At 65.2% G+C, this 20,026-nt stretch carries 22 protein-coding genes; 11 read left to right on the plus strand and 11 right to left on the minus strand.

From position 1 onward, the window contains the following. The first annotated feature begins 41 nt into the window (after positions 1-41). The 8 genes from APS40_RS23460 to grxD all read left to right on the plus strand — a co-directional run bounded on the left by APS40_RS23460 (position 42) and on the right by grxD (position 6,309). Positions 42-911, plus strand: coding sequence for a CHAD domain-containing protein (locus APS40_RS23460; protein WP_055049343.1), 870 nt, complete (start codon positions 42-44; stop codon positions 909-911). Then, a complete protein-coding gene (locus tag APS40_RS23465) occupies positions 911-1,381 on the plus strand; it encodes a CYTH domain-containing protein (RefSeq protein WP_055049344.1) in 471 nt (156 codons plus the stop codon). Before APS40_RS23460 ends, APS40_RS23465 begins: the two co-directional genes overlap by 1 nt. 69 nt (positions 1,382-1,450) lie before the next feature. Further along, positions 1,451-3,682, plus strand: a complete 2,232-nt coding sequence (gene purL / locus APS40_RS23470) for a phosphoribosylformylglycinamidine synthase subunit PurL (RefSeq protein WP_055049345.1) — start codon at positions 1,451-1,453, stop codon at positions 3,680-3,682. A 240-nt stretch (positions 3,683-3,922) separates the two neighbouring features. Continuing rightward, positions 3,923-4,435 carry a peptide-methionine (S)-S-oxide reductase MsrA gene (msrA, locus tag APS40_RS23475; RefSeq protein WP_082434628.1) on the plus strand — a complete coding sequence of 171 codons (513 nt, stop codon included), beginning with the start codon at positions 3,923-3,925 and terminating at the stop codon, positions 4,433-4,435. Between the two features lie 94 nt (positions 4,436-4,529). Then, positions 4,530-4,763 (plus strand): BolA/IbaG family iron-sulfur metabolism protein, encoded by a 234-nt coding sequence (locus APS40_RS23480; RefSeq protein WP_055049347.1) that lies wholly within the window; start codon positions 4,530-4,532, stop codon positions 4,761-4,763. Between the two features lie 69 nt (positions 4,764-4,832). Then, the gene (locus APS40_RS23485; protein WP_442855832.1) at positions 4,833-5,255 is read left to right on the plus strand and encodes an endonuclease domain-containing protein; all 423 of its coding nucleotides are present in this window, start codon (positions 4,833-4,835) and stop codon (positions 5,253-5,255) included. Continuing rightward, on the plus strand, positions 5,252-5,887 hold the full coding sequence (locus tag APS40_RS23490) for an HAD-IA family hydrolase (RefSeq protein WP_055049348.1): 636 nt from the start codon (positions 5,252-5,254) through the stop codon (positions 5,885-5,887). The genes APS40_RS23485 and APS40_RS23490 overlap by 4 nt, the downstream gene beginning before the upstream one ends. An 86-nt stretch (positions 5,888-5,973) precedes the next feature. Next, positions 5,974-6,309, plus strand: coding sequence for a Grx4 family monothiol glutaredoxin (gene grxD / locus APS40_RS23495; protein ID WP_055049349.1), 336 nt, complete (start codon positions 5,974-5,976; stop codon positions 6,307-6,309). Positions 6,310-6,366: 57 nt separating this feature from the next. On the opposite strand, the gene APS40_RS23500 is transcribed toward grxD, so the two are convergent. From APS40_RS23500 to APS40_RS23510, 3 genes are all read right to left on the minus strand, one after another. Next, positions 6,367-7,401, minus strand: a complete 1,035-nt coding sequence (locus tag APS40_RS23500; RefSeq protein ID WP_055049350.1) for a GNAT family N-acetyltransferase — start codon at positions 7,399-7,401, stop codon at positions 6,367-6,369. Positions 7,402-7,571: 170 nt separating this feature from the next. Beyond that, entirely contained in the window at positions 7,572-8,030 is a 459-nt protein-coding gene (locus tag APS40_RS23505) for a hypothetical protein (protein WP_055049351.1), read from the minus strand. 126 nt (positions 8,031-8,156) lie between these two features. Continuing rightward, positions 8,157-8,471, minus strand: coding sequence for a Dabb family protein (locus APS40_RS23510; RefSeq protein WP_055049798.1), 315 nt, complete (start codon positions 8,469-8,471; stop codon positions 8,157-8,159). A gap of 172 nt (positions 8,472-8,643) precedes the next feature. On the opposite strand from APS40_RS23510, the gene APS40_RS23515 reads away from it, so the two are divergent. Together APS40_RS23515 and APS40_RS23520 are read left to right on the plus strand one after the other, a co-directional pair. Then, on the plus strand, positions 8,644-9,870 hold the full coding sequence (locus APS40_RS23515; protein ID WP_055049352.1) for an MFS transporter: 1,227 nt from the start codon (positions 8,644-8,646) through the stop codon (positions 9,868-9,870). 106 nt (positions 9,871-9,976) lie between these two features. Then, positions 9,977-11,230 (plus strand): multidrug effflux MFS transporter, encoded by a 1,254-nt coding sequence (locus APS40_RS23520; protein ID WP_197279396.1) that lies wholly within the window; start codon positions 9,977-9,979, stop codon positions 11,228-11,230. Positions 11,231-11,272: 42 nt separating this feature from the next. On the opposite strand, the gene APS40_RS23525 is transcribed toward APS40_RS23520, so the two are convergent. The 3 genes from APS40_RS23525 to ttcA are packed head-to-tail and all read right to left on the minus strand — an operon-like array spanning position 11,273 to position 13,758. After that, positions 11,273-11,992, minus strand: coding sequence for a class I SAM-dependent methyltransferase (locus APS40_RS23525; protein WP_055049353.1), 720 nt, complete (start codon positions 11,990-11,992; stop codon positions 11,273-11,275). Positions 11,993-12,025: 33 nt separating this feature from the next. Next, positions 12,026-12,847 (minus strand): inositol monophosphatase family protein, encoded by an 822-nt coding sequence (locus tag APS40_RS23530; RefSeq protein ID WP_055049354.1) that lies wholly within the window; start codon positions 12,845-12,847, stop codon positions 12,026-12,028. 26 nt (positions 12,848-12,873) lie between these two features. Continuing rightward, the gene (gene ttcA, locus APS40_RS23535) at positions 12,874-13,758 is read right to left on the minus strand and encodes a tRNA 2-thiocytidine(32) synthetase TtcA (protein WP_055049355.1); all 885 of its coding nucleotides are present in this window, start codon (positions 13,756-13,758) and stop codon (positions 12,874-12,876) included. Positions 13,759-13,898: 140 nt separating this feature from the next. On the opposite strand from ttcA, the gene sbmA reads away from it, so the two are divergent. Then, a complete protein-coding gene (sbmA, locus tag APS40_RS23540) occupies positions 13,899-15,263 on the plus strand; it encodes a peptide antibiotic transporter SbmA (protein ID WP_055049356.1) in 1,365 nt (454 codons plus the stop codon). A 31-nt stretch (positions 15,264-15,294) separates the two neighbouring features. Here the strand turns inward: sbmA and APS40_RS23545 are convergent, their stop codons facing one another. From APS40_RS23545 to APS40_RS23565, 5 genes are all read right to left on the minus strand, one after another. Beyond that, positions 15,295-16,206, minus strand: a complete 912-nt coding sequence (locus tag APS40_RS23545) for a hypothetical protein (RefSeq protein ID WP_055049357.1) — start codon at positions 16,204-16,206, stop codon at positions 15,295-15,297. After that, a complete protein-coding gene (locus tag APS40_RS23550) occupies positions 16,203-16,469 on the minus strand; it encodes an acyl carrier protein (RefSeq protein WP_055049358.1) in 267 nt (88 codons plus the stop codon). The genes APS40_RS23545 and APS40_RS23550 overlap by 4 nt, the downstream gene beginning before the upstream one ends. Then, positions 16,466-17,839: a class I adenylate-forming enzyme family protein gene (locus tag APS40_RS23555; protein ID WP_055049359.1), complete on the minus strand. Its 1,374-nt coding sequence runs from the start codon at positions 17,837-17,839 to the stop codon at positions 16,466-16,468. Before APS40_RS23555 ends, APS40_RS23550 begins: the two co-directional genes overlap by 4 nt. A gap of 134 nt (positions 17,840-17,973) precedes the next feature. Further along, a complete protein-coding gene (gene rpsD, locus APS40_RS23560) occupies positions 17,974-18,591 on the minus strand; it encodes a 30S ribosomal protein S4 (protein WP_055049360.1) in 618 nt (205 codons plus the stop codon). Between the two features lie 177 nt (positions 18,592-18,768). After that, complete coding sequence (locus tag APS40_RS23565) at positions 18,769-20,022, minus strand: MFS transporter (protein ID WP_236884167.1); 1,254 nt, start codon at positions 20,020-20,022, stop codon at positions 18,769-18,771. Positions 20,023-20,026: the final 4 nt, after the last annotated feature.

A 20,026-nucleotide genomic window follows, 5' to 3' on the forward strand; every position in this document is an offset into this window, starting at 1 on the left:
TGCCCGCCCTAAGCTCGCGCCTTCATCGGGGCGGAAGGTCCATGGGTTTCGAGTGGTCGCGGGACGATGCCAGCATCGCTGACGGCTTCCTGCGCATAGCGCACGAGCAGATCGCCAAGGCTATCGCCGGCGCCGAGAACAGCGAGGAGTCGCCTGCCCGGCGGGTGCACGAGGCCCGCCGGCGCTGCAAGAAACTGCGCGCGCTGTTCCGCCTGGTGCGCCCCGACTTCGCTGCCTACGAAACCGAGAACACTTTCGTGCGTGACGCCGCTCGTGGCCTGGCGCAGGCGCGCGACATGCGCGTCGCGCGCGGCACGCTGATCGAGCTGATGCAGTGGGCGGGTCGGCCGATCGAAGTCGATGCGGATCACCCCGCAGAGGTAGAACTCGAGGGCCTCTCCCGCTTTGCCGGGCAGATGCGGGCGCTCGAGCACCGAAGCCAGGGCTGGCAGGTCGGCCGCATCGATATCGACACGCTGGCGAGCGGCCTGAAGCAGACCTACCGGCGTGGCCGCTGGACCCGCCGCCTCGCCGAAAAGCACCGGACCGACGAGGCGTTCCACGAGTGGCGGAAATACGCCAAGTATCACTGGAACCAGTTGGGCCTTCTGGAACACTGTGCCGGAGACGTCCTGCCCTCCGCCCACAAGAGCGCCGGAGATCTGGCGGATCTGCTCGGCCAGCACCACGACCTCGCCGTCCTCGACCGGGTCCTCGCTACCACCCCCGAAGCGCTCGGTATCGAGGTCGACGTAGGATTGGCTCGCGCGGCCGCGGCGCGGCGCCAGCAGGAACACGAGAAGAGGATCGCGGTGCTCGGTGCACAGGTCTTCGCCGAAACGCCCAAGGCGCTGAAGGCGCGCTTCGTCGCCTATCTCGACGATTGGACTCAACGACAGGCGGCCGAGTAGTGGCGATCGAGATCGAACGCAAGTTTCTCATCGCCGGCGATGGCTGGCGCGGCCTCGTGCTGCACAGCCAGGCGTTGCGGCAAGGCTATCTCACCACCGGCGGCAAGGGAGTTACCGTGCGGGTTCGAACCGTAGATGACCAACACGGCTTTATCACCATCAAGAGCGGCGGATCGGCCCTGGCCCGGGCCGAGTTCGAGTACGAGGTGCCGATCACCGATGCACGCCAGCTGCTGGCCCTGAGCCGGGGAGCGCAGATCGACAAGACCCGGCACAGTCTCGACCTCCCCGGCGGCGACTGGGTCGTCGACGAATTCCATGGCCGGCACGAGGGGCTGCGGATCGCCGAGGTCGAGCTCGAAAGCCCGACCGGCAAGCTGGACCTCCCCGATTGGCTCGGCGACGAGGTGACCGGCGACCCGCAATACTACAACTCCAGCCTCGCCTTGCTGGTCGGCGGGGAAATCTGAAGGCAGCCGGGTGTCCGACGTCAAACGTATCCGCTATAGCGAACACACGCGGATCAAGGCCGGATTCTCATGACCTTCAACAACCACATCACCATCACGCCAGAGCTTGTCGCCGACCACGGGCTCAAGCTCGACGAATACCAGAAGATCCTGCAGTTGATCGGCCGCGCGCCGACCTACACCGAGCTTGGCATCTTTTCGGCGATGTGGAACGAACACTGTTCGTACAAGAGCTCCAAGAAGTGGCTGCGCACGCTCCCGACCTCCGGCGAGCGCGTCATCCAGGGCCCCGGCGAGAACGCCGGCGTCGTCGACATCGGCGACGGCCAAGCCATCGTCTTCAAGATGGAATCGCACAACCACCCCAGCTACATCGAGCCCTATCAAGGCGCGGCGACCGGCGTCGGCGGCATCCTGCGCGATGTCTTCACCATGGGCGCCCGGCCGGTTGCGGCGATGAACGCATTGCGCTTCGGCGATCCCAAACACGAAAAGACCAAGCACCTGGTTTCCGGCGTCGTCGCCGGCGTCGGCGGCTATGGCAACTCCTTCGGCGTTCCGACGGTGGGCGGCGAAGTCGAGTTCGACGAGCGCTACAACGGCAACATTCTGGTCAACGCCTTCGCCGCAGGGCTCGCCGATACCGACAAGATCTTCTACTCCAAGGCGGAAGGCGTCGGCCTACCGGTGGTCTATCTGGGCGCCAAGACCGGCCGCGACGGCGTCGGCGGCGCCACCATGGCCTCGGCCGAGTTCGGCGACGATATCGAGGAGAAGCGCCCGACCGTGCAGGTCGGCGACCCCTTCACTGAAAAGCGCCTGCTGGAAGCCTGCCTCGAGTTGATGGCCACCGGAGCGGTGATCGCCATCCAGGACATGGGCGCTGCCGGCCTCACCTGCTCGGCCGTCGAAATGGGCGCCAAGGGCGACCTCGGTGTCGAGTTGAACCTCGATATGGTGCCGGTGCGCGAAGACGCCATGACGCCTTACGAGATGATGCTGTCGGAAAGCCAGGAGCGCATGCTCATGGTGCTGCATCCCGAAAAGGAAGCCGAAGCCCGCGCCGTGTTCGAAAAGTGGGAGCTCGACTTCGCCACCGTCGGCCACACCACCGACGACCTGCGCTTCCGCGTCATGTGGCAAGGCGAGGAAGTCGCCAATCTGCCGATCAAGGAACTGGGCGACGAAGCGCCTGAATACGATCGCCCCTGGGTTGCCCCGGTGCCGCCCGAGCCGCTCGCCGCCGACGACATCCCGCAGATGGATATCGCCGATGCGCTGCTGAAACTGCTCGGCTCGCCTGCCCTGTCGTCGCGCCGCTGGGTTTATGAGCAGTACGACACGCTGATCCAGGGCAACTCGCTGCAGCGGCCCGGCGGCGACGCCGGCGTCATCCGCGTCGACGGGCATCCCACGAAGGCGCTGGCCTTCACCTCCGACGTCACCCCGCGCTACTGCGAGGCCGATGCCTATGAGGGCGGCAAGCAGGCTGTGGCCGAGTGCTGGCGTAACCTCACGGCTACCGGTGCCGAGCCGCTGGCCGCTACCGACAATCTCAATTTCGGCAATCCTGAGCGCCCCGAGATCATGGGCCAGCTGGTTCATGCGGTGAAGGGCATCGGCGATGCCTGCCGCGCGCTCGGCTTCCCGATCGTTTCGGGCAACGTCTCGCTCTACAACGAGACCAACGGCCGCGGCATCCTGCCCACCCCCACCATCGGGGGTGTCGGCCTGATACCCGATTGGTCGAGAATGGCCCGGGCCGCCTTCGCCGCCGAAGGCGAAGCGATCCTGCTGTTCGGCGCGCCGGACTGGTGGGGCACGCATCTGGGCCAGTCGATCTACCTGCGCGAGCTGTTCAACCGCAAGGACGGCACGCCGCCGCCGGTCGATCTCGAGCACGAGAAGAAGGTCGGCGACCTCGTCCGCATCCTGATCCGCGACGGCATCGCCACCGCCGTACACGATCTGTCCGACGGGGGCCTCGCGGTCGGCCTCGCCGAAATGGCCATGGCCTCGGGTATCGGCGCCACCGTCAACCAGCTCGACGGCGGTGACCCGCTGCCGCTGTTCTTTGGCGAGGATCAGGGCCGTTACCTCGTCACCATGACCCGGGCCAACCTCGATAAGTTCTACGCCGAGGTCTACCCCTATGCCGGCGTCTTCGCCCCCTGGATCGGCAATACCGGCGGCACTACGCTGACCCTCGGCGAAGCCCGCCCGATCGGCATTGCCGAGCTGCGCGCCAGCCACGAAGGCTGGTTCCCGCAGTTCATGGCCGGTGAGATCGCCGAAGTCTAGGCGCCCGACTGAGAGAGACAGCCCCTCCCATCCTCCCCCACAAAGGGGGAGGTGAAGAGTCGAGGCTCTGCCTTCGATTGTGCCCCATGAACCGGCCGGGCGCCTCCCCCTTCATGGGGGAGGATGGGAGGGGGCCGCCTCTATCAGCGACCCACTGCGCAGATGCCATTTCCGTGAGCCGGTGTAACAATCTCGCCCGCCAATGCGTATATACAGCGCATCCCAACAATGGAGACCATCATGACGACCACTGAGCGGGCGGTTCTGGCTGGCGGGTGTTTCTGGGGCGCGCAGGAGCTGCTGCGCCACAAGGACGGGATCATCTCCACCCGCGTCGGCTACTCGGGCGACGATGGCAAGGCCAACGCCACCTATCGCGACCATGGTGACCACGCCGAGGCTGTGGAGATCATCTTCGATCCCAGCCGCATCAGCTACCGCGACATTCTCGAGCTCTTCTTCCAGATCCACGACCCCACGACGAAGAACCGGCAGGGCAACGATGTCGGCCGCGCCTATCGTTCGGCGATCTTCTACGAGAATGCCGAGCAGAAGGCGGTGGCCGAGGAGACCATCAAGGATGTCGACGCTTCCGGCCTGTGGCCCGGCAAGGTGGTGACGGAGCTGCAGGCGGTCGGCCCGTTCTGGCAGGCCGAGCCCGAGCATCAGGACTATCTGCAGCGCATCCCCAACGGCTACACCTGCCATTGGGTCCGGCCCAACTGGAAGCTGCCCAAGCGCCAGGCTGCCTGAGTCAAAGGGCGCCGGGAAACCGGCGCCCGCTCCGTTGAACGGCCCCTCCCCGCATGCCATATCTCAATCGGGCTCAACCACCGGGAGACTTGCCATGGGCATGGCCGCCAACGAAATCGAAAAACGCATCCTCAAGGCGCTTCCCGACGCCATCGTGGAAATCCGCGACCTTGCGGGCGACGGCGACCACTATGCGGCAACCGTCACCTCCGAGGCCTTCCGCGGCAAGACCCGCGTCCAGCAACACCAGATGGTCAACGCCGCCTTCGGCGCCGACATGGGCACGGTACTGCACTCACTAGCGCTGCAGACCAAGGCGCCGGACTAGAGCTCCCTTGTCCTCCCCCGCGTGGCGGGGGAGGGGGACCAGCGAAGCTGGTGGAGGGGGGAGCCAATCGTGCGGGCATCGTCGAAAAGCTACAGCAGCGCAAGACGCATGCGCCGCGAGATGCCCCTTCCCGAAGTGATCCTCTGGCAGCTCATCCGAGGCGGCAAAGTCGGCGGCCTGCGCTTTCGACGCCAGCACCCGGTGGGACCATTCGTTCTCGACTTCTACTGTGCGGATCGGAAGCTGGCGATCGAGGTCGATGGCCGCGCCCACGATGATGCTGAACGGGTCGAACAGGATGAGCGGCGCACCATGTGGCTGAACAATCAGGGAATTCAGGTGATCCGGTTCATGGCGAGTGACATTCTCGATCCGCAAGGACTTGAAGCCGTTCTCGTCGCTATCCGAGAGAACGCGGCCCCCTCCACCAGCTTCGCTGGTCCCCCTCCCCCGCCCCGCGGGGGAGGATCAGAAGGCGAAACCGCGCCATGACCCGCACCGTCCTTTTCGACGTCGACGGCGTCCTCGTCCACGGCTACCACGCCCGGCCGGAAAAGCAGGTCCGCTGGGACGAAAACCTGCTCGCCGACCTCGGGGTCGATCCCGAGCGGTTCAAGACCGAGTTCATCTACGATGTCTTCGTCAAGAAGGTGATCGTCGGGCAGATGTCGTTGCTCGAAGCGCTGGACCGTACCCTGCCCCGCCTCGGCTATCGCGGCCCGAGCATGGCCTTTGCCGGCTATTGGCTCAGCCACGACAGCAACATCAACCAGCCGTTGCTCGATGTCGTGGCGCAGCTGAAAGCCGCCGGAACGCCGCTGTTCATTGCCACCAACCAGGAGCATATGCGAGCGCAATGGCTGTGGCAGCAGCTGAAGTTCGGCGAGCTGTTCGAGGATATCTTCCATTCGGCCCGGATCGGCCATGCCAAGCCGGCCAAACCCTATTTCGACTGGATCAGCAACCGCCTGGGCCGACAGGCCGAAGCCCCCTTGTTCTTCGATGACCGCGAGGAAGTGGTCCGAGCGGCTCGGGCCCACGGCTGGGAGGCCGTGCAGTATGACGAGCTGGAAGATGTCACCAGCCACCCCTGGATCGCCGAACGACTAAGCATCGTCAAATGACGATGAGCACCTCGACAGCGCCGCATTGCGGGACTATCTAACGTAAGAACAGAAGCCGGCCCCTCCCCGGCCTGAAAGGCATGCATATGAGCGACATCAACGCACTGATCGACGAGCAGGTGAAGACCAACGACGTGTTCCTCTACATGAAGGGCACGCCCGACTTCCCGATGTGCGGCTTCTCGGGCCGCGTCGTCCAGATTCTCGGTTACCTCGGCGTCGACTACCAGAGCGCCAATGTGCTGGAGAACCAGGAGCTGCGCGAGGGCATCAAGGCCTACGCCAACTGGCCGACCATTCCGCAGCTTTACATCAAGGGCGAATTCGTCGGCGGGGCCGACATCGTCACCGAAATGTTCCAGGCGGGCGAACTGCAATCGCACCTCGCCGAAAAGGGCATCGCAGTCAAGCAGACCGCTTGATCGGTCCTAGATCGAACGGCATAAGGCCACGCCCTCCGGCGTGGCCTTCGCTTTTGGTCAGTTGCGCTGCCGCGCTACAATTGCCCGGAAAGCCGCGCTGTCGCGGATCGCAGCGAATGCCCAGTGCGCCTCGAGCCACTCCGCCTTGCCTTGCCAGCCGCCGTTGACGAGCCGGGCAAGGCACGCGAGTGCCCGGTCATGCTCACCCGCCAGCACCCATGCGCCTGCGGCATGAAAAGAATGCCAGTTCACCTGCGCGGACGCCGTCTCCAGATGCGCAGCCCAATCCCGACACTGGGCCTCGGTGAGATCGCCGATATTCTCAGCCGGCAGATTGGATGAGTAAGCGACATATCTGACCTGCTGGCCCAGGCCGATCGCTTCGGCGATGCGGATCGAGCCGATGTTCGAGGCATGACAGTGCCAGCCGATATCGTCGATGCCGCGTCGGCGGCATGCCTCCATCGCAGCGGCCGCGGCACTGCGCGCCAGCCCGAGCCGGCGAAAGCCGGGTTCCGTGCCGACACCAAGCTCGGTGCGCGCAGCGATCACGCAGTCCGGTATGCAGTGGCTGACGACGGCGCCATTGTGCAGCACGGCATGCCCAACGCCTGCATCGAGAAGAGCGGTGGCCATTCGCCAGCCTCCCGCCCGCTCCCTGACCAACTCAGCGACGGCCGGACAGCGACTTGCTGAGGCCCGGTCGATTGTCACCAGCTCGAACGCAGCCGGCATGACGGGAGCCGTCACCGATCGCTCGGGCGCAAACCGCAGGCGTGGGTGTGGCCGTGCGAAGGGGTTGTCCCAGATCTCCCGCAGGCGGGAGTGCCAGTTGCGTTCCGGCAGGAAATAGCTCCAGGCCGGTATCAGTCTCCGAAGTGCGGCCGGCTGCGCCAGACGCTCCGGATTGCCCCCGAGATAGAAGGCTTCGCCGTCTGATACCAGCACCACCGCCGGTCGTGCGGGATCGTCGATCCAGACTTGGCCCTCCAACCCGCGGGCCAGGATGGCATCGACCGGGGCGTGAAGGGAAAGCGTCTCAGTCAGCAGCGGGCGGACGGCCTCATATGCGGTCTCGTCGAGAATCTGCATAGGGAAAATACTCTGTAATCGGGAGGCGCCCAGCGGCGCACACAATCGGACGAGCGGCCTCGCCGCTCACACTCTTTTCCGGCATCGGTCCGCCGGCGCCCGACAATGACTGCCGTCATTTGTGCCTCCGATTATGCTGCGATTACAGGGCTTTGGTAGCTTGTCGCGGTTCAGTAGGCCAGCCCGAACTGGATCTCGATGCGATGATAGCGTCCGCCTTGTCCCGCCCACTGGTGATAGATCTCGCGGCTCTCGCCTGAGAACGCATGGCGCGACAGCTCGATCTGGCGCACCAGCGGCTGGTAGCCTTGGGTGAACAGCGTCCGCATGGGCCCCTGATGCGTGGCGCTCGCCACCATGATCGGCTCGAGCTGCTGCAACTCGAATATTCCGTCGTAGCCGTCGGCATTCACCACCGGCCGGCAGAAGCGGATATCGAACAGGGTCTTGCTGTCACGTGGCAGGTTGTGGGCGACGAAGGCCCAGGGGCCACAAACCTCTAGCCCGAACCGCCGGACGTCGGCGTCAATCGCGACGGTGAGCTGCGCCGCTGCGGCTCTGACCTGCGCGATGCTGAGCCGTCTCGCCGCGCTCAGCACCAGCATCGGCTCGGTTTCCTTGATGTCCATTACCCCGGCTCCCCTTTCCGCCGGGCAACCTGATCCGCGGTCAGTTTTCACACAACTCGAATGCTGGAAATTTTACCCGCGCGAGCCCTCGATGCTCCGCCGCTGCGAGAAAATTCTACCCTGAGATCAGGCCGAGCGGCGCAGCATGGCATCAGCCGTGCGCGCCGGGACGTCCGCCGCGAAGCGCAGCTCACGCAACGGCCGCACGCGGCGGGTTGCTTCAGCATAGAGCGGATGCGCCTTGTACGCGGCCAGTGCCGCCTCGTCGGCGAACTCGGCATAGACCACCACGTCGACCTCGTTGCCGAACTGGTCGACCTTGCTGTTCCGCGTCACCTCGAAATGCGCAGCGTGCGGGATCTGCCCCAACAGGCTCAGGCCTTCCACCACGGCATCGAGATTGGCGGGCTTGGCGGTGAAAAAGACGATGTGGCGGATCACGGTGGAGCTCCGTTGCTGCCAGCCGATATAGTCCTCCATCCGCTCCAGACAACTGCGGCATGAGGCCACGATCACGCAACGTGATGGCTGGCATCACGGAAAAGCGTTTCTCGGGCTCGCCGGACGGGGTGTAGGTACACAGTCCTGCTCCGCCCCGCTCCGAGTCACCGTCATGTCCTCGATCACTGCCTCCCGGTCCCTGGCGACGCCACTGATCGCGCTGATCATCTGCGGCTGCGTCATCGCCGCAGTGACCAATGGCATCCGCACCAGCTTCGGCCTGCTGACGCTGCCGATGACCTCGGACCTGGGGCTGACGCGGGAGGCCTGGGGCATGGCCATGGCCATCCAGAACCTTGCCTGGGGCATCGCCCAGCCATTCGCCGGCGGGCTCGCCGACCGCTATGGCACGGCCAGGGTGATCGTCGGCGGCCTGCTGATCTATGCTCTGGGCCTGGTGCTCATGGTGGTCTCGCCCACCGGCACGCTGCTCAACCTCACAGCCGGCGTAGTCACCGGCGTAGGCATCGCCACGTCCTCCTTCTCCATCGTGATGATCGCCTTCGGCCGCAACGTGCCGCAGGAAAAGCGCAGCCTGGTGTTCGGCGTCGCCACCGCGGCCTCGTCGTTCGGCCAGTTTGCCTTCGCACCCATCGGACAGGCCTCCATCACCAGCTTTGGCTGGCAGAGCGCGCTCATCTATGCCGCCGCCATTCTGGCGCTGGTGATCCCGCTGACCTTCGCGCTGCGCGGCCGCACCGAGCGCGCCGCCGGACAGGCCGACCTCAAATTCATGCAAGCATTGAGCCGTGCCTGGGGCTACGGCTCCTATCGCCTGCTGGTCATCGGCTTCTTCGTCTGTGGCTTCCACCTCGCCTTTGTCAACGTCCACATGCCGGCCTATCTGGTGCAGTGCGGCCTGGCGCCGGAGGTCGGCAGCTGGGCCATCGCGGTGATCGGGCTGTTCAACATCGTCGGCTCGCTGCTCGCCGGCTATCTTGGCGGCCGCCTGCCCAAGCAGTTGCTGCTCGCCTCGATCTACTTCAGCCGTGCGGTGGCCATCGGCCTGTTCGTGCTGTTCCCGGTCACCGAGGTCAGCGCCTATGTCTTCGCCGCCGCGATGGGCTTGCTGTGGCTCTCCACCGTGCCGCTGACTGCTGGCCTCGTGACGCTGTTCTTCGGTGCCCGCTACATGGGCATGCTCTATGGCGTCGCCTTCTTCAGCCACCAGCTCGGCTCGTTCGTCGGCGTGTGGCTGGGTGGGTTCGTGTACGACCACACCGGGTCCTACAGCCTGGTGTGGTACCTGGGGATCCTCCTGGGCCTCGCCTCGGCGGCCATTCACCTGCCGATCCGCGAACTCGGCGCCAAGTCGTTCCAGCTGAAGCCGGCGCAATAGCCTGCGCTTCTCCCGAGTATTGATCGGCCGCGGGTTGCCAAAGCCGGAAGATGCGCGCATCTTCCGGGCCTTTCCGGCCCTCCCCCCGGCCAAATCCGAGCAAGCAATGTCCGATACATCTCCGGCCGCGCGGGGTCTGTCCCGCGTCGAATTCATTATCCTTGTTGCAGGGCTGATGGCGCTCAATGCGCTCGCCATCGACGTCATGCTGCCGGCGCTGCCCTACATGGGAGAAGCATTCGGCATCAGCCACGAGAACGAGCGGCAGTTCGTTGTCGGCGTCTACATGTTCGGTTTCGGCATCGCCCAGCTCGCTTACGGTCCGCTCACCGATCGCTTCGGTCGGCGCGGTCCGCTGCTGGTGGGGCTGGGCATCTACCTCGTCTGTGCCTTCGCGGCGACTTTCGCGCCCAGTTTCGGCGCGCTGCTGGCGCTTCGCTTCGTCCAGGGCATGGGTGCTGCCGGTACCCGCGTCATCGCCACTGCCGTGGTGCGCGACAGGTATTCGGGGCGTGAGATGGCCGAGATCATGTCACTGACCTTCATGGTGTTCATGGCCATCCCGATCCTGGCGCCCGGCATCGGGCAACTGATCCTGCTGACCGGCCCATGGCAGTACATTTTCCTGTTCATGGGGGGCCTCGCCACGGCGATCAGCCTGTGGGCCTTTTTCCGCCTGCCCGAGACCATGCACCCCGAATATCGCCGCCCGCTCAGCTTCAAGTCGGTCATCGACGGCTTCCGCATCGTGGTGACCAACCGTGTGGCGCTGTTCTACGGCCTGGCCGGTACCTTCCTGTTCGGCGCCATGTTCGGATTCATCTCGGCGAGCCAGCAGATCTTCGTCGAAATCTATGGTCTGGGCCCCTACTTTCCGGTCGCCTTCGCTGCCATGGCCGGCACGATCGCCATCGCCCAGTTCATCAATTCGCGCGTGGTGCGTCGCTTCGGCATGCGTCGCCTCAGCCATGCCGCGGCACTGGTCTATCTCGGCGCCGCAACCATCCTGGTCGTGGTGGCGCTGATGGGCCCGGTGCCTTTCCCGGTGTTCTTCTGCCTGTTGATGGTGATCCAGTTCTTCTTCGGCTGGGCCGCCTCAAACATGAACTCCCTGTCGATGGAGCCGCTCGGCAATGTCGCCGGCACTGCCGCCTCGGTGTTCGGCTTCACCCAGACGGTGGGCGGTGCGTTGATCGGCACCTATATCGGCCAGCACTTCAACGGCACGCTCGTGCCTAACGCTCTGGGCTACGCCACCATGGGGGCGCTGGTGCTGATCTCCATCCTGATCGCCGAAAAGGGCAAGTTGTTCGGCGTCAGCCCGCAATACGAGACGCATCAAGGCGAGGGCGGGCACTAGCGCCGGTGGGGGCTGCAGCGGCCAGCCACATCGGGCAAACGCTCAGTCCTTCTTGCGACCCACAAAGATCGTCCAGCCGAGCATCGGCCGGATGATCCGCTGGTAATGCATCCAGTCGTCGCGGCTCTTCTGCAGCACCTCGGTATGGTCGCGATGCCCGGGATTCTCCCGCGCCCACAGCAGTGTCGCATGCCGTTGGTGGCTCTGGTAGCGCTCGTAGTCGGCGTCGGACGCGCTGATCGTCGCCGACACCTCCGCTCCATGCCGCTCCATGACGCCGATCATGCTGACGGTGTCGGGCGGCAGGATATCGCCCTTCGGCACGGCCGGTGCGTGCCGCAGCACAGTGGTGCCCAGCACCAGGCTGCCCCCCGGCTTCGCGGCATTCGCCATCCATTCCAGCGCCGCGGGCACATCCCCCAGCGAGGCGGCGGCGCCCAGGCACAGCACCACGTCATAGGAGGCCGGCTCCACGCTGAAGCCCTTGACCGCGGCATTGTGGAAGGTCAGCCGTCCGCGAGCCGGGCTCTTGCGCCGTGCCGCCTCGAGGAAGCGCGCGTTGATGTCGATGCCGACGCCCTCTATGGCGTATTTCTCCGCCCACTGCCGCATCAGCCAGGCTTTGCCGCAGCCCATGTCGAGCACGCTCAACCCATCGCGGATCGAGCAGTAGTCGTCGAGCAGGCGCAGCTTCCGATCGGTGATCGGGTTCTGGATCTCGACCTCGCGATCGGCGATCGCCCAATAGTTCAACTGGTCCAAACCGCGTCTCCCCTCGCCGAGTTCAGGCCGTCACTATACCGTAAACACCTCTGAGCGCAGTAAATTCCAGGTATCGCGATCGCTGGCAATTATGAGGCCGCCAGCGCGATGGCTCGGCAGGTAGCGCGATCCGTCGAAGCGCGCCACATGGCCGCCGGCCTCCTCGGCGATCAGGCACCCGCCAAGATGATCCCATGGCATCAGCTTGTTGAACGCGACGAAATGCGAGAACCCGGTGGCAAAGGTCCGGTAGTCGTGCCCGGCGACGCGGTAGTTGGCAGCCACCCGCACCTTGGCGAGGTTGGCCAGCACCCTGGGCTTGCTTTCGCCCGGCAGGAAAGTGATCGAGACATGCCCCACGAGGTCGGCGAGGCCTGGCGATGGCGCCACGTTGAGCCGCCACTGCGTGCCGTCCGGCCGCCGTTGCCAGGCGCCGCCGCCCTGCTCCGCCAGCACCCAGTCGTCGCCCATCGGATCGTAGATGATACCGGCTACGGTCTCGCCGTTCCTGACCACCGCCGCCATGGTGGCGAACAGCGGCAACCCCGCCGCGAAATTGGCGGTGCCGTCGACCGGGTCGACGACGATCGCGAACTCCGCCCGGTCCAGCTCGTCGAGCAGCGCCGGATCGGCCGCCACCGACTCTTCGCCGACGAACAGCGCCTCCGGCCAGGCGGCCGCTACCGAAGCCTTGATCCGCCGTTCCGCCTGCTCGTCCGCTTCGGTGACGAGATCGATGGCGTCGGTCTTCTGCCGGATCATGCCGGCATCGAGGTGACGGAAGCGCGGCAGGATTTCCGCCTTGGCCGCATCACGCAGGATGACGGCAAGGCGGTCGATATCGAAGCTGGACATTGTCGCTCTGGGTTGGATGGTCGGGATCAACCGCCGGAAGCGCCACCTTTCGGCACGCCCTGGAGGCCGAGGAAGTCGAACAGTTTGGGGTCGAGCAAGTGGCTCGGTCGCACATTGCCCAGCGCCCGGATCATGATGTCCTTGCGCCCCGGCATCCGCTTCTCGATGTCGTTGAGCATTGCCTTCATGGCGTTGCGCTCGAGCCCTTCCTGCGAACCGCAGAGGTCGCAAGGGATGATCGGAAACGCCATGTGCTCGGCGAACTTCTCGAGGTCCGGCTCGGCGCAATAGATCATCGGGCGCAGCACTTCGACGTCGCCGTCGTCGTTCAGCAGCCGCGGCGGCATGGCCGCGAGCTTGCCGCCATGGAACAGGTTCATGAAGAACGTCTCGAGGCTATCCTCACGGTGATGCCCCAGCACCAGCGCCGAACACCCCTCCTCTCGCGCGATGCGGTAGAGGTTGCCGCGCCTCAGCCGCGAGCAGAGCGAGCAGTAGGTCGCCCCTTGCGGCAGCGTGCTGGTCACCACCGAATAGGTGTCGCGGTACTCGATCCGGTGCGCGATCCCGTGCTTTTCCAGCCACTCGGGCAGGGTATGCTTGGGGAAGTTCGGTTGCCCCTGGTCGAGGTTGCAGGCGATCAGCTCGACCGGCAACAGCCCGCGCCATTTGAGGTCGAGCAGCAGCGCCAACATGCCGTAGCTGTCCTTGCCGCCGGAGATAGCCACCAGCCATTTCTCGCCGGGTCGCGCCATGCCGAACTTGTCGATGGCCTCGCGCATGTTGCGCACCAGGCGCTTGCGGAGCTTGTTGAACTCGACGCCGCGTGGCGCAGCGGTAAACAGCGGGTGCGCACCGGAGAGGTCTTCAGCGTCGGCCTGGAACTGCGCTGGGCTGGCGATTTCATTCATGCCGCTGCTGTAGCAAACCCCGCGCCTTACCGGAAGCTTGCGGCGAGTTTAACTCGCGGCAAGGTGCCCCGTGGTTCCTTGCCGGTTCCGAACTTAGTCAGTTAGATGACAGCGATATCCGGAACCCCAAGGAGTCGTCCGTGTTCCGCTCATTCTTCCCCGCGCCCAAGCTGTTTTTCACGTCGGCTGCCGTTTGGTTGCTGATTGCGACGATCGCCTTTCCGTTCTTCGGTGACTCGATACGCTCCGTCGCCAGTCTCGATCGCTGGCTGATAGCGCCGATGTGCGCACCCGCAACCACGGCCGACCCAGCAGCGACCACCAGTTCCCCGCAAGCAGACCAGGCTGCGCCCACCACGCCCGAAGTCGGCCAGAGCACGCTGCCGGCGGGCGTCGCCGCACCGGCTTGTACCCCGGAGGGGACCTTTCTCACAGGCGAGCAGGCGTGGCTTTACCAGTATGTTCTGATGGTGGCCCTGCTCTTCTGCATCTTCTGGTTCTTCTACCAGCGGAACGAGTGGTACTGGTGGTCGGTTGTCGGCTCGACCGCCATCCTGCTCATCACTTACTTCAATGTGCAGGTCGACGCCTTCGTCAACAACTGGCAGGGAACGTTCTTCGACACGCTGCAAAGCGCGCTTTCCAAGCCCGGGTCGGTGCCAGCACCCCAATTCTACGCGGAGATCGCCACCATCATCGCGGTTACGGTCCCACGTATTCTGGTGCTGGTGATCCTCAGCTTCCTGACCAGCCACTATGTCTTCCGCTGGCGCAAGGCCATGAACTCCTACTACATGCAGTACTGGAGCTCGATCCGCACAACGGAGGGCGCCGCGCAACGCGTGCAGGAAGACACGATGCGCTTCGCGCAGATCGTCGAAGACCTCGGGACGAGCTTTTTCGACGCATTGATCACCTTGGCCGTGTTTCTACCCATCCTCTGGGGTCTGTCGCAGCACATCACCGAACTGCCGATACTCGGCAGTGTCCCAGGAAGCCTCGTGTGGGTGGCATTGGTGTCGGCCGCGCTCGGAACCGTGTTCCTCGCGGCTATCGGTTTCAAGCTTCCCGGGCTGCAGTTCGAGAACCAGAAGGTCGAGGCCGCCTATCGCAAGGAGCTGGTTTACGGCGAAGATGATCCGGAGCGCGCTGCCCCGCCGACGGTGCGGGAACTCTTCGCCGGCGTGCAGAGGAACTACTTCCGGATCTATTGGCACTACACCTACTTCAACTTCGCCCGATACGGCTATCTGCAGTTGGCTGGGTATATTCCGCTGCTGATGTTGGCGCCATCCATCCTCGCGGGGACGCTGACCTTGGGCCTGTACCAGCAGGTTCAGCAGGCCTTTGGTCAGGTCGCGTCGTCGTTCCAGTTCCTCGCACGCGCCTGGGGCACGGTCATCGAGCTGATCTCGGTCTACAAGCGGCTGCGGGTCTTCGAGAGCCACATCCCTCGCGACCAGGAACCCATCAAGGAGTCGCTGACAGGCGTCGCCGGCGCCTGACCGGAAAGGGCCGCTGCCAGGCGGCCCTTTTTCACACCCCCAGATGCTCGCGCAGAAACGGCGAGAAGCGCCCCGCTCGAACCAGCGGGTAGAGCGCGTTGTGCTGCACCTCCACCCCCGTCACCGAAACCGGCACCACACGGGCCGGGACGAGCTTCGCGATCTCCTCCGCCGCGGCCGCATCTTGCGCATGTTGTGCGCCGTGGACGATCGAGATGCCTTTAGCCGCTGTTTCCCCGTGCCAGGCGACGAGCAGTTCCGCGCCGCCGAGCCCGACTCCGGGCAGGTCCTGCCAGCGGCCCGCATGCGGTGACCGGCACCCTACCGCCATCACCGCATCCACGCCGAGCTTCAGCCCGGCCAGCACGGCGGGCAGCCCGCCGCCGCTGGTTCCCGCGGTGACGATCCGCCGATAGCGTTGGGCCTCGCCCAGCCTGGGCAAGGCCAGGATCAGCCCTTCGATGGACTCCGCGATGCCGCCGAGGCCCCGGCGATAACCCTCCTTGCTGCGGTCGACGAGCATCAAAACGTCGACCGCATCGGCATCGAGGTGCTGCATGAACGTCGGTGTCGGCATCATCAGCCGGTCGGCATTGCCGGTGAAGGCGATGATCAGCGTCTTGCCCGACCGCTCGCCGCCCCGACTAAACAGCCAGACGTCCCGCGCTACCGGCACGCGCTGGAACACCTCGGCCCGCTCCTTGCCGGCTTCGACGAAGTCGCCCACGATCTTTTCCATGTGCGTCGCCAGCATCGCCGTGAGGCTGGCGCTGCCATCGGCTCCGACGTTCTCGGCGGGAAACATCCAGCTGCCGCCGGCCAGCCTGTCGCGTACCGCCAGCGCCTCCATCGGCGTCATCACGTTGGTCATGGCGATGTGCACGGCGTTGATCTGGTTCAGCGTCCTGCACCCCGCCACGCGCTGGAAATACGCCTCGATCATGCGATGTCCCGCTGTATGGCGCCGACCAGGGTTCCGAGCGTGGGCATGGTGGCGAGCTGGTCGGGCACGATCTCGACCCCGGTATTGACCTCGACGGCGATGCAGAGCTCCATGGCCCCCAGGCTGTCCATCTCGAGATCCCCCATTGCGACGTCGCGCGTACCGGCGACGAACTCATCGGTCCAGCCGTTGTCGCGGAGGCCAAACACGCTGGCGCCCAGCATCGCATCGACCAGCATCTGCCGGATCTCCCGTTCGGTCATTGCTGCCACCGCTGTTCGAACAGCACTGCGATCGCACGCCGCATGATCTTCCCCTGACTGTTGCGCGGCAGTTGCTCGACCACCAGGATCCGCCGCGGCGCCCTCAGCGCCAGATGCTCCCGCGCATAGGCCTGCAACTGCGCCGCGCTCGTCGTCGCCTTTGCCTTGAGCTCGACCGCGGCCACCGGGATCTGCCCGTGAATGCGCGACGCCAGTGGCAATGCCGCCGCGACGCTCACGTCGGGATGCCGCTCCAGCACACGCTCGATCTCGGCCGGAAAAATGTTGAGGCCATTGAGGACCATCATGTCGTCCTGCCGCCCCTGCACGATCAGGCTGCCATCCGCCCGCAGCATGCCGACATCGCCAGGCCAGAACCACCCGTCGCGAAACCGCTCGGCGGTCTGCTCTCCTCCATCGAGATATCCGGTCGCGACGCCGGGCGCCCGCAGCCGGATACGACCGGTCTCGCCACGCGGCAGCGGTTGGTCATCCGGGCCGACGATCTGCAGGTCCACCCCCGGCAGCGGCCGGCCCACCGACTCTGCCTCGTCGTGCTCTCCGGGCCCCGCCATCGCGATCGCCCCACTCTCGGTGGAAGCGTAGCGGACATAGAGCAGCGGGGTCACGCGCTGTTCGACGGCGCGGCGCACGTCGATGGGGATTGCCGACCCTCCGGTACGCAGCTTGGTCCCTTCGAAACGCCCCGGCCGATCCTGCGCTGCGAGGTTCGAGGCATGCATGCGCGAAATATCGAGACAGGTCACCCGATGCCGGGCACAGAAGGCCGCTTCGTCGAAGTCGCCGGGTGGCCGAAACACGTTGGTTCCCCCCATCAGCATGCAATAGAGCCGGTGGCGCTTGGAGTTGTTGTGTTCGATCGACGCCAGCCGCAACAATCGCTCGGTGCTGTACTCGGGGTGTCGCAGCGCCTGGGCGGCGAGCTGCGCTGCGGTGAAGGCGATGATGTTCATGCCCCCGGTCGTGCCGGAGGTCTTGAGGTAGACGCCGCCCTCGCCTTCCCCCTCCGCCGCGAACACCGCGTTCCGCCGCGTCACCTCCGCCCCCTGGCCGACCACGTGCGTCACCCCGACCCGCCCTGCCAGCTCGCTTCGGACGGCGGGCGGATCGTGCGTCGCGAGGGTAATGTGGTGGGCGCCGGCAGCAATCAGCGCTAGCGAGGCGATGAGATGCTCGACCTCGTCGGCAATCTCGACGCCGACGATGGCTCCCGCGCCGACACCCTGCTGCGCGAGGCGCGCGAGGTAGCGTTCCACGCGACCCAGCAGTTCGGCATAGTCGAACTGCCCGGCTTCACTGACAACAGCAGTGGTGTTCCCCCGCCTCGCGAGTTCGTCGAGAACACTCAATTGGCCGCGCCCGCCTGCCTCGAGTTGCTTGTCGCTCGACGGTAATCATGCCGGCGAAAGACTGTCACGAGCCGACAAACAAAAAGGCCGCCCCGAGAGGCGGCCTTCGATGATTTCGATACGGTGTTGCGCGATTAGCGCGAATAGAATTCGACGACCAGGTTCGGTTCCATCTGCACCGGATACGGCACATCCGACAGGGCCGGAACGCGGACATAGACTGCGGTCTGCTTGGAGTGATCGACTTCCACGTATTCCGGAACGTCACGCTCGGCCAGCTGGTTGGCCTCGAGCACGATGGCGAGCTGCTTGGAGCGCTCACGCACCTCGACCTTGTCGCCAACCTTCACCTGGTAGGAAGGGATGTTGACGCGCTTGCCGTTGACCAGCACATGGCCGTGCGACACGAACTGACGGGCCGCAAACACGGTCGGCACGAACTTGGCGCGGTAGACGATGGCGTCGAGACGGCTCTCGAGCAGCCCGATCAGGCGCTCGCCGGTATCACCCTTCACGCGGGCGGCTTCGGTGTAGAGCTTCTTGAAGGCCTTCTCGGTGATCGAACCGTAATAGCCCTTCAGCTTCTGCTTGGCGCGCAGCTGCAGACCGTAGTCGGAGGTCTTGCCCTTGCGGCGCTGGCCGTGCTGGCCCGGGCCATAGGCACGGTTGTTGAGCGGGGACTTCGGGCGGCCCCACAGGTTTTCACCAAGACGGCGGTCGATCTTGTGTTTGACTGAATCGCGCTTCGACATCGGAATCCTTTCTTAGATCGTCGAAAGTGATTGCGCCCTCCTCTGCCCGTCCTTGCGGAACGGACCGACAGATTCTCTGGTTTCAGGGAATCCCGGGTGCGCTCGAGGAGCCCGGGGGCTCGACAAGTGCGCGCGTGATAGAGGCGGAACCCGCCTGAGTCAAGCGCCGGACAGCGATCAGACCATCTTGCGGTCGAGCGTGCGCTGGTTGCGCAGCCCCGGGAACACCCGGCTCCAGATCACTGCGATGGCGATCGAGCCCATGCCGCCGATGACCACGGCCGGAACCGGTCCGATCAGGTGCGCCACCGTACCGGCCCGGAATTCGCCGAGCTCGTTCGACGCGCCGATGAACACCGAGTTCACCGCATTCACCCGGCCGCGCACCTCTTCTGGCGTCCACAACTGCATGATGGTCTCGCGAATGGTCACGCTCACCATGTCCGAAGCTCCTACCAGCGCCAGCGCCGGGACGGACAGCCAGACCGTCGTCGAAAGCCCGAACAGCACGGTGAAAGCGCCGAACAACCCCACGAACAGGAACAGCAGCCGGCCGGCATGGTCGCGGATCGGAAAGCGCGTCAGGAACAGCGCCATGGCGATGGCGCCGATACCCGGCGCGGCGCGCAGAAAACCGAGTTCCTGAGGCCCGGCATGCAGGATGTCCTTGGCGTAGATCGGCAGCAGCGCCACCGCCCCGCCCATCAGCACCGCGAACATGTCCAGCGAGATCGCCCCCAGCACCACCTTGTTGGAGAAGATGTAGCGGAAGCCCGCCAGCATGGTCTCGAGGCTGGTCGCCTGATGCGACTCGCGCTGCTGCGGTTTGGAGATCATCAGCACCGAAACCATGGCGATCACCAGCAGCACCGCGCCGGTGCCGAACGCCACCGACGGTCCGATGCCGTACAGCAGTCCTCCCACCGCCGGCCCGGCGATCGAGGCGAACTGCCAGGCCGACATGTTGGTGGTGATCGCGTTGGCCAGCGCCTCCGGCGGCACCAGGTTGGGCGCCAGCGACTGCGCGGCCGGGCTCCAGAACGCCCGTGCCGTGCCCAGCACGACCAGGATGCCGAAGATCGGCCACACCTCGTGGGCCTGAACGTTGACGAAGGCGAGGAACCCCAGCGCGCACAGCAGTTCCACGCCGAGGCAGATCGCCATGATCAGTCGCCGGTTGAAGCGGTCGGCGGTGAGCCCGGTGATGAGGATCAGCACCAGCGCCGGCAGGAACAGCGACAGCCCCACCAGCCCGAGCAGGAATGGCTCGCCCGTCACGTCGTAGATCTGCCAGGCGATCGACACCGACATGATCTGTACGGCGAAGCTGACCAGCAACGTCGTGAGCCAGAAGAAGCGGAAATTGCGGTAGCTGAAAGCGAGCTTGGAAGGCTCGGAGGGGGCGTGCGACATGGTGACGCCTGATGCCATGCCC

The sequence above is a fragment of the Devosia sp. A16 genome, from assembly GCF_001402915.1.
Classification (GTDB): Bacteria; Pseudomonadota; Alphaproteobacteria; order Rhizobiales; family Devosiaceae; genus Devosia_A.

Coding starts and splice junctions, on each gene's coding strand:
- APS40_RS23460 (WP_055049343.1), top strand. CDS start 42: ATGGGTTTCGAGTGGTCGCGGGACGATGCCAGCATCGCTGACGGCTTC.
- purL (WP_055049345.1), top strand. CDS start 1,451: ATGACCTTCAACAACCACATCACCATCACGCCAGAGCTTGTCGCCGAC.
- msrA (WP_082434628.1), top strand. CDS start 3,923: ATGACGACCACTGAGCGGGCGGTTCTGGCTGGCGGGTGTTTCTGGGGC.
- APS40_RS23480 (WP_055049347.1), top strand. CDS start 4,530: ATGGGCATGGCCGCCAACGAAATCGAAAAACGCATCCTCAAGGCGCTT.
- APS40_RS23490 (WP_055049348.1), top strand. CDS start 5,252: ATGACCCGCACCGTCCTTTTCGACGTCGACGGCGTCCTCGTCCACGGC.
- grxD (WP_055049349.1), top strand. CDS start 5,974: ATGAGCGACATCAACGCACTGATCGACGAGCAGGTGAAGACCAACGAC.
- APS40_RS23500 (WP_055049350.1), bottom strand. CDS start 7,401: ATGCAGATTCTCGACGAGACCGCATATGAGGCCGTCCGCCCGCTGCTG.
- APS40_RS23505 (WP_055049351.1), bottom strand. CDS start 8,030: ATGGACATCAAGGAAACCGAGCCGATGCTGGTGCTGAGCGCGGCGAGA.
- APS40_RS23515 (WP_055049352.1), top strand. CDS start 8,644: ATGTCCTCGATCACTGCCTCCCGGTCCCTGGCGACGCCACTGATCGCG.
- APS40_RS23520 (WP_197279396.1), top strand. CDS start 9,977: ATGTCCGATACATCTCCGGCCGCGCGGGGTCTGTCCCGCGTCGAATTC.
- APS40_RS23530 (WP_055049354.1), bottom strand. CDS start 12,847: ATGTCCAGCTTCGATATCGACCGCCTTGCCGTCATCCTGCGTGATGCG.
- ttcA (WP_055049355.1), bottom strand. CDS start 13,758: ATGAATGAAATCGCCAGCCCAGCGCAGTTCCAGGCCGACGCTGAAGAC.
- APS40_RS23545 (WP_055049357.1), bottom strand. CDS start 16,206: ATGATCGAGGCGTATTTCCAGCGCGTGGCGGGGTGCAGGACGCTGAAC.
- APS40_RS23550 (WP_055049358.1), bottom strand. CDS start 16,469: ATGACCGAACGGGAGATCCGGCAGATGCTGGTCGATGCGATGCTGGGC.
- rpsD (WP_055049360.1), bottom strand. CDS start 18,591: ATGTCGAAGCGCGATTCAGTCAAACACAAGATCGACCGCCGTCTTGGT.
- APS40_RS23565 (WP_236884167.1), bottom strand. CDS start 20,022: ATGGCATCAGGCGTCACCATGTCGCACGCCCCCTCCGAGCCTTCCAAG.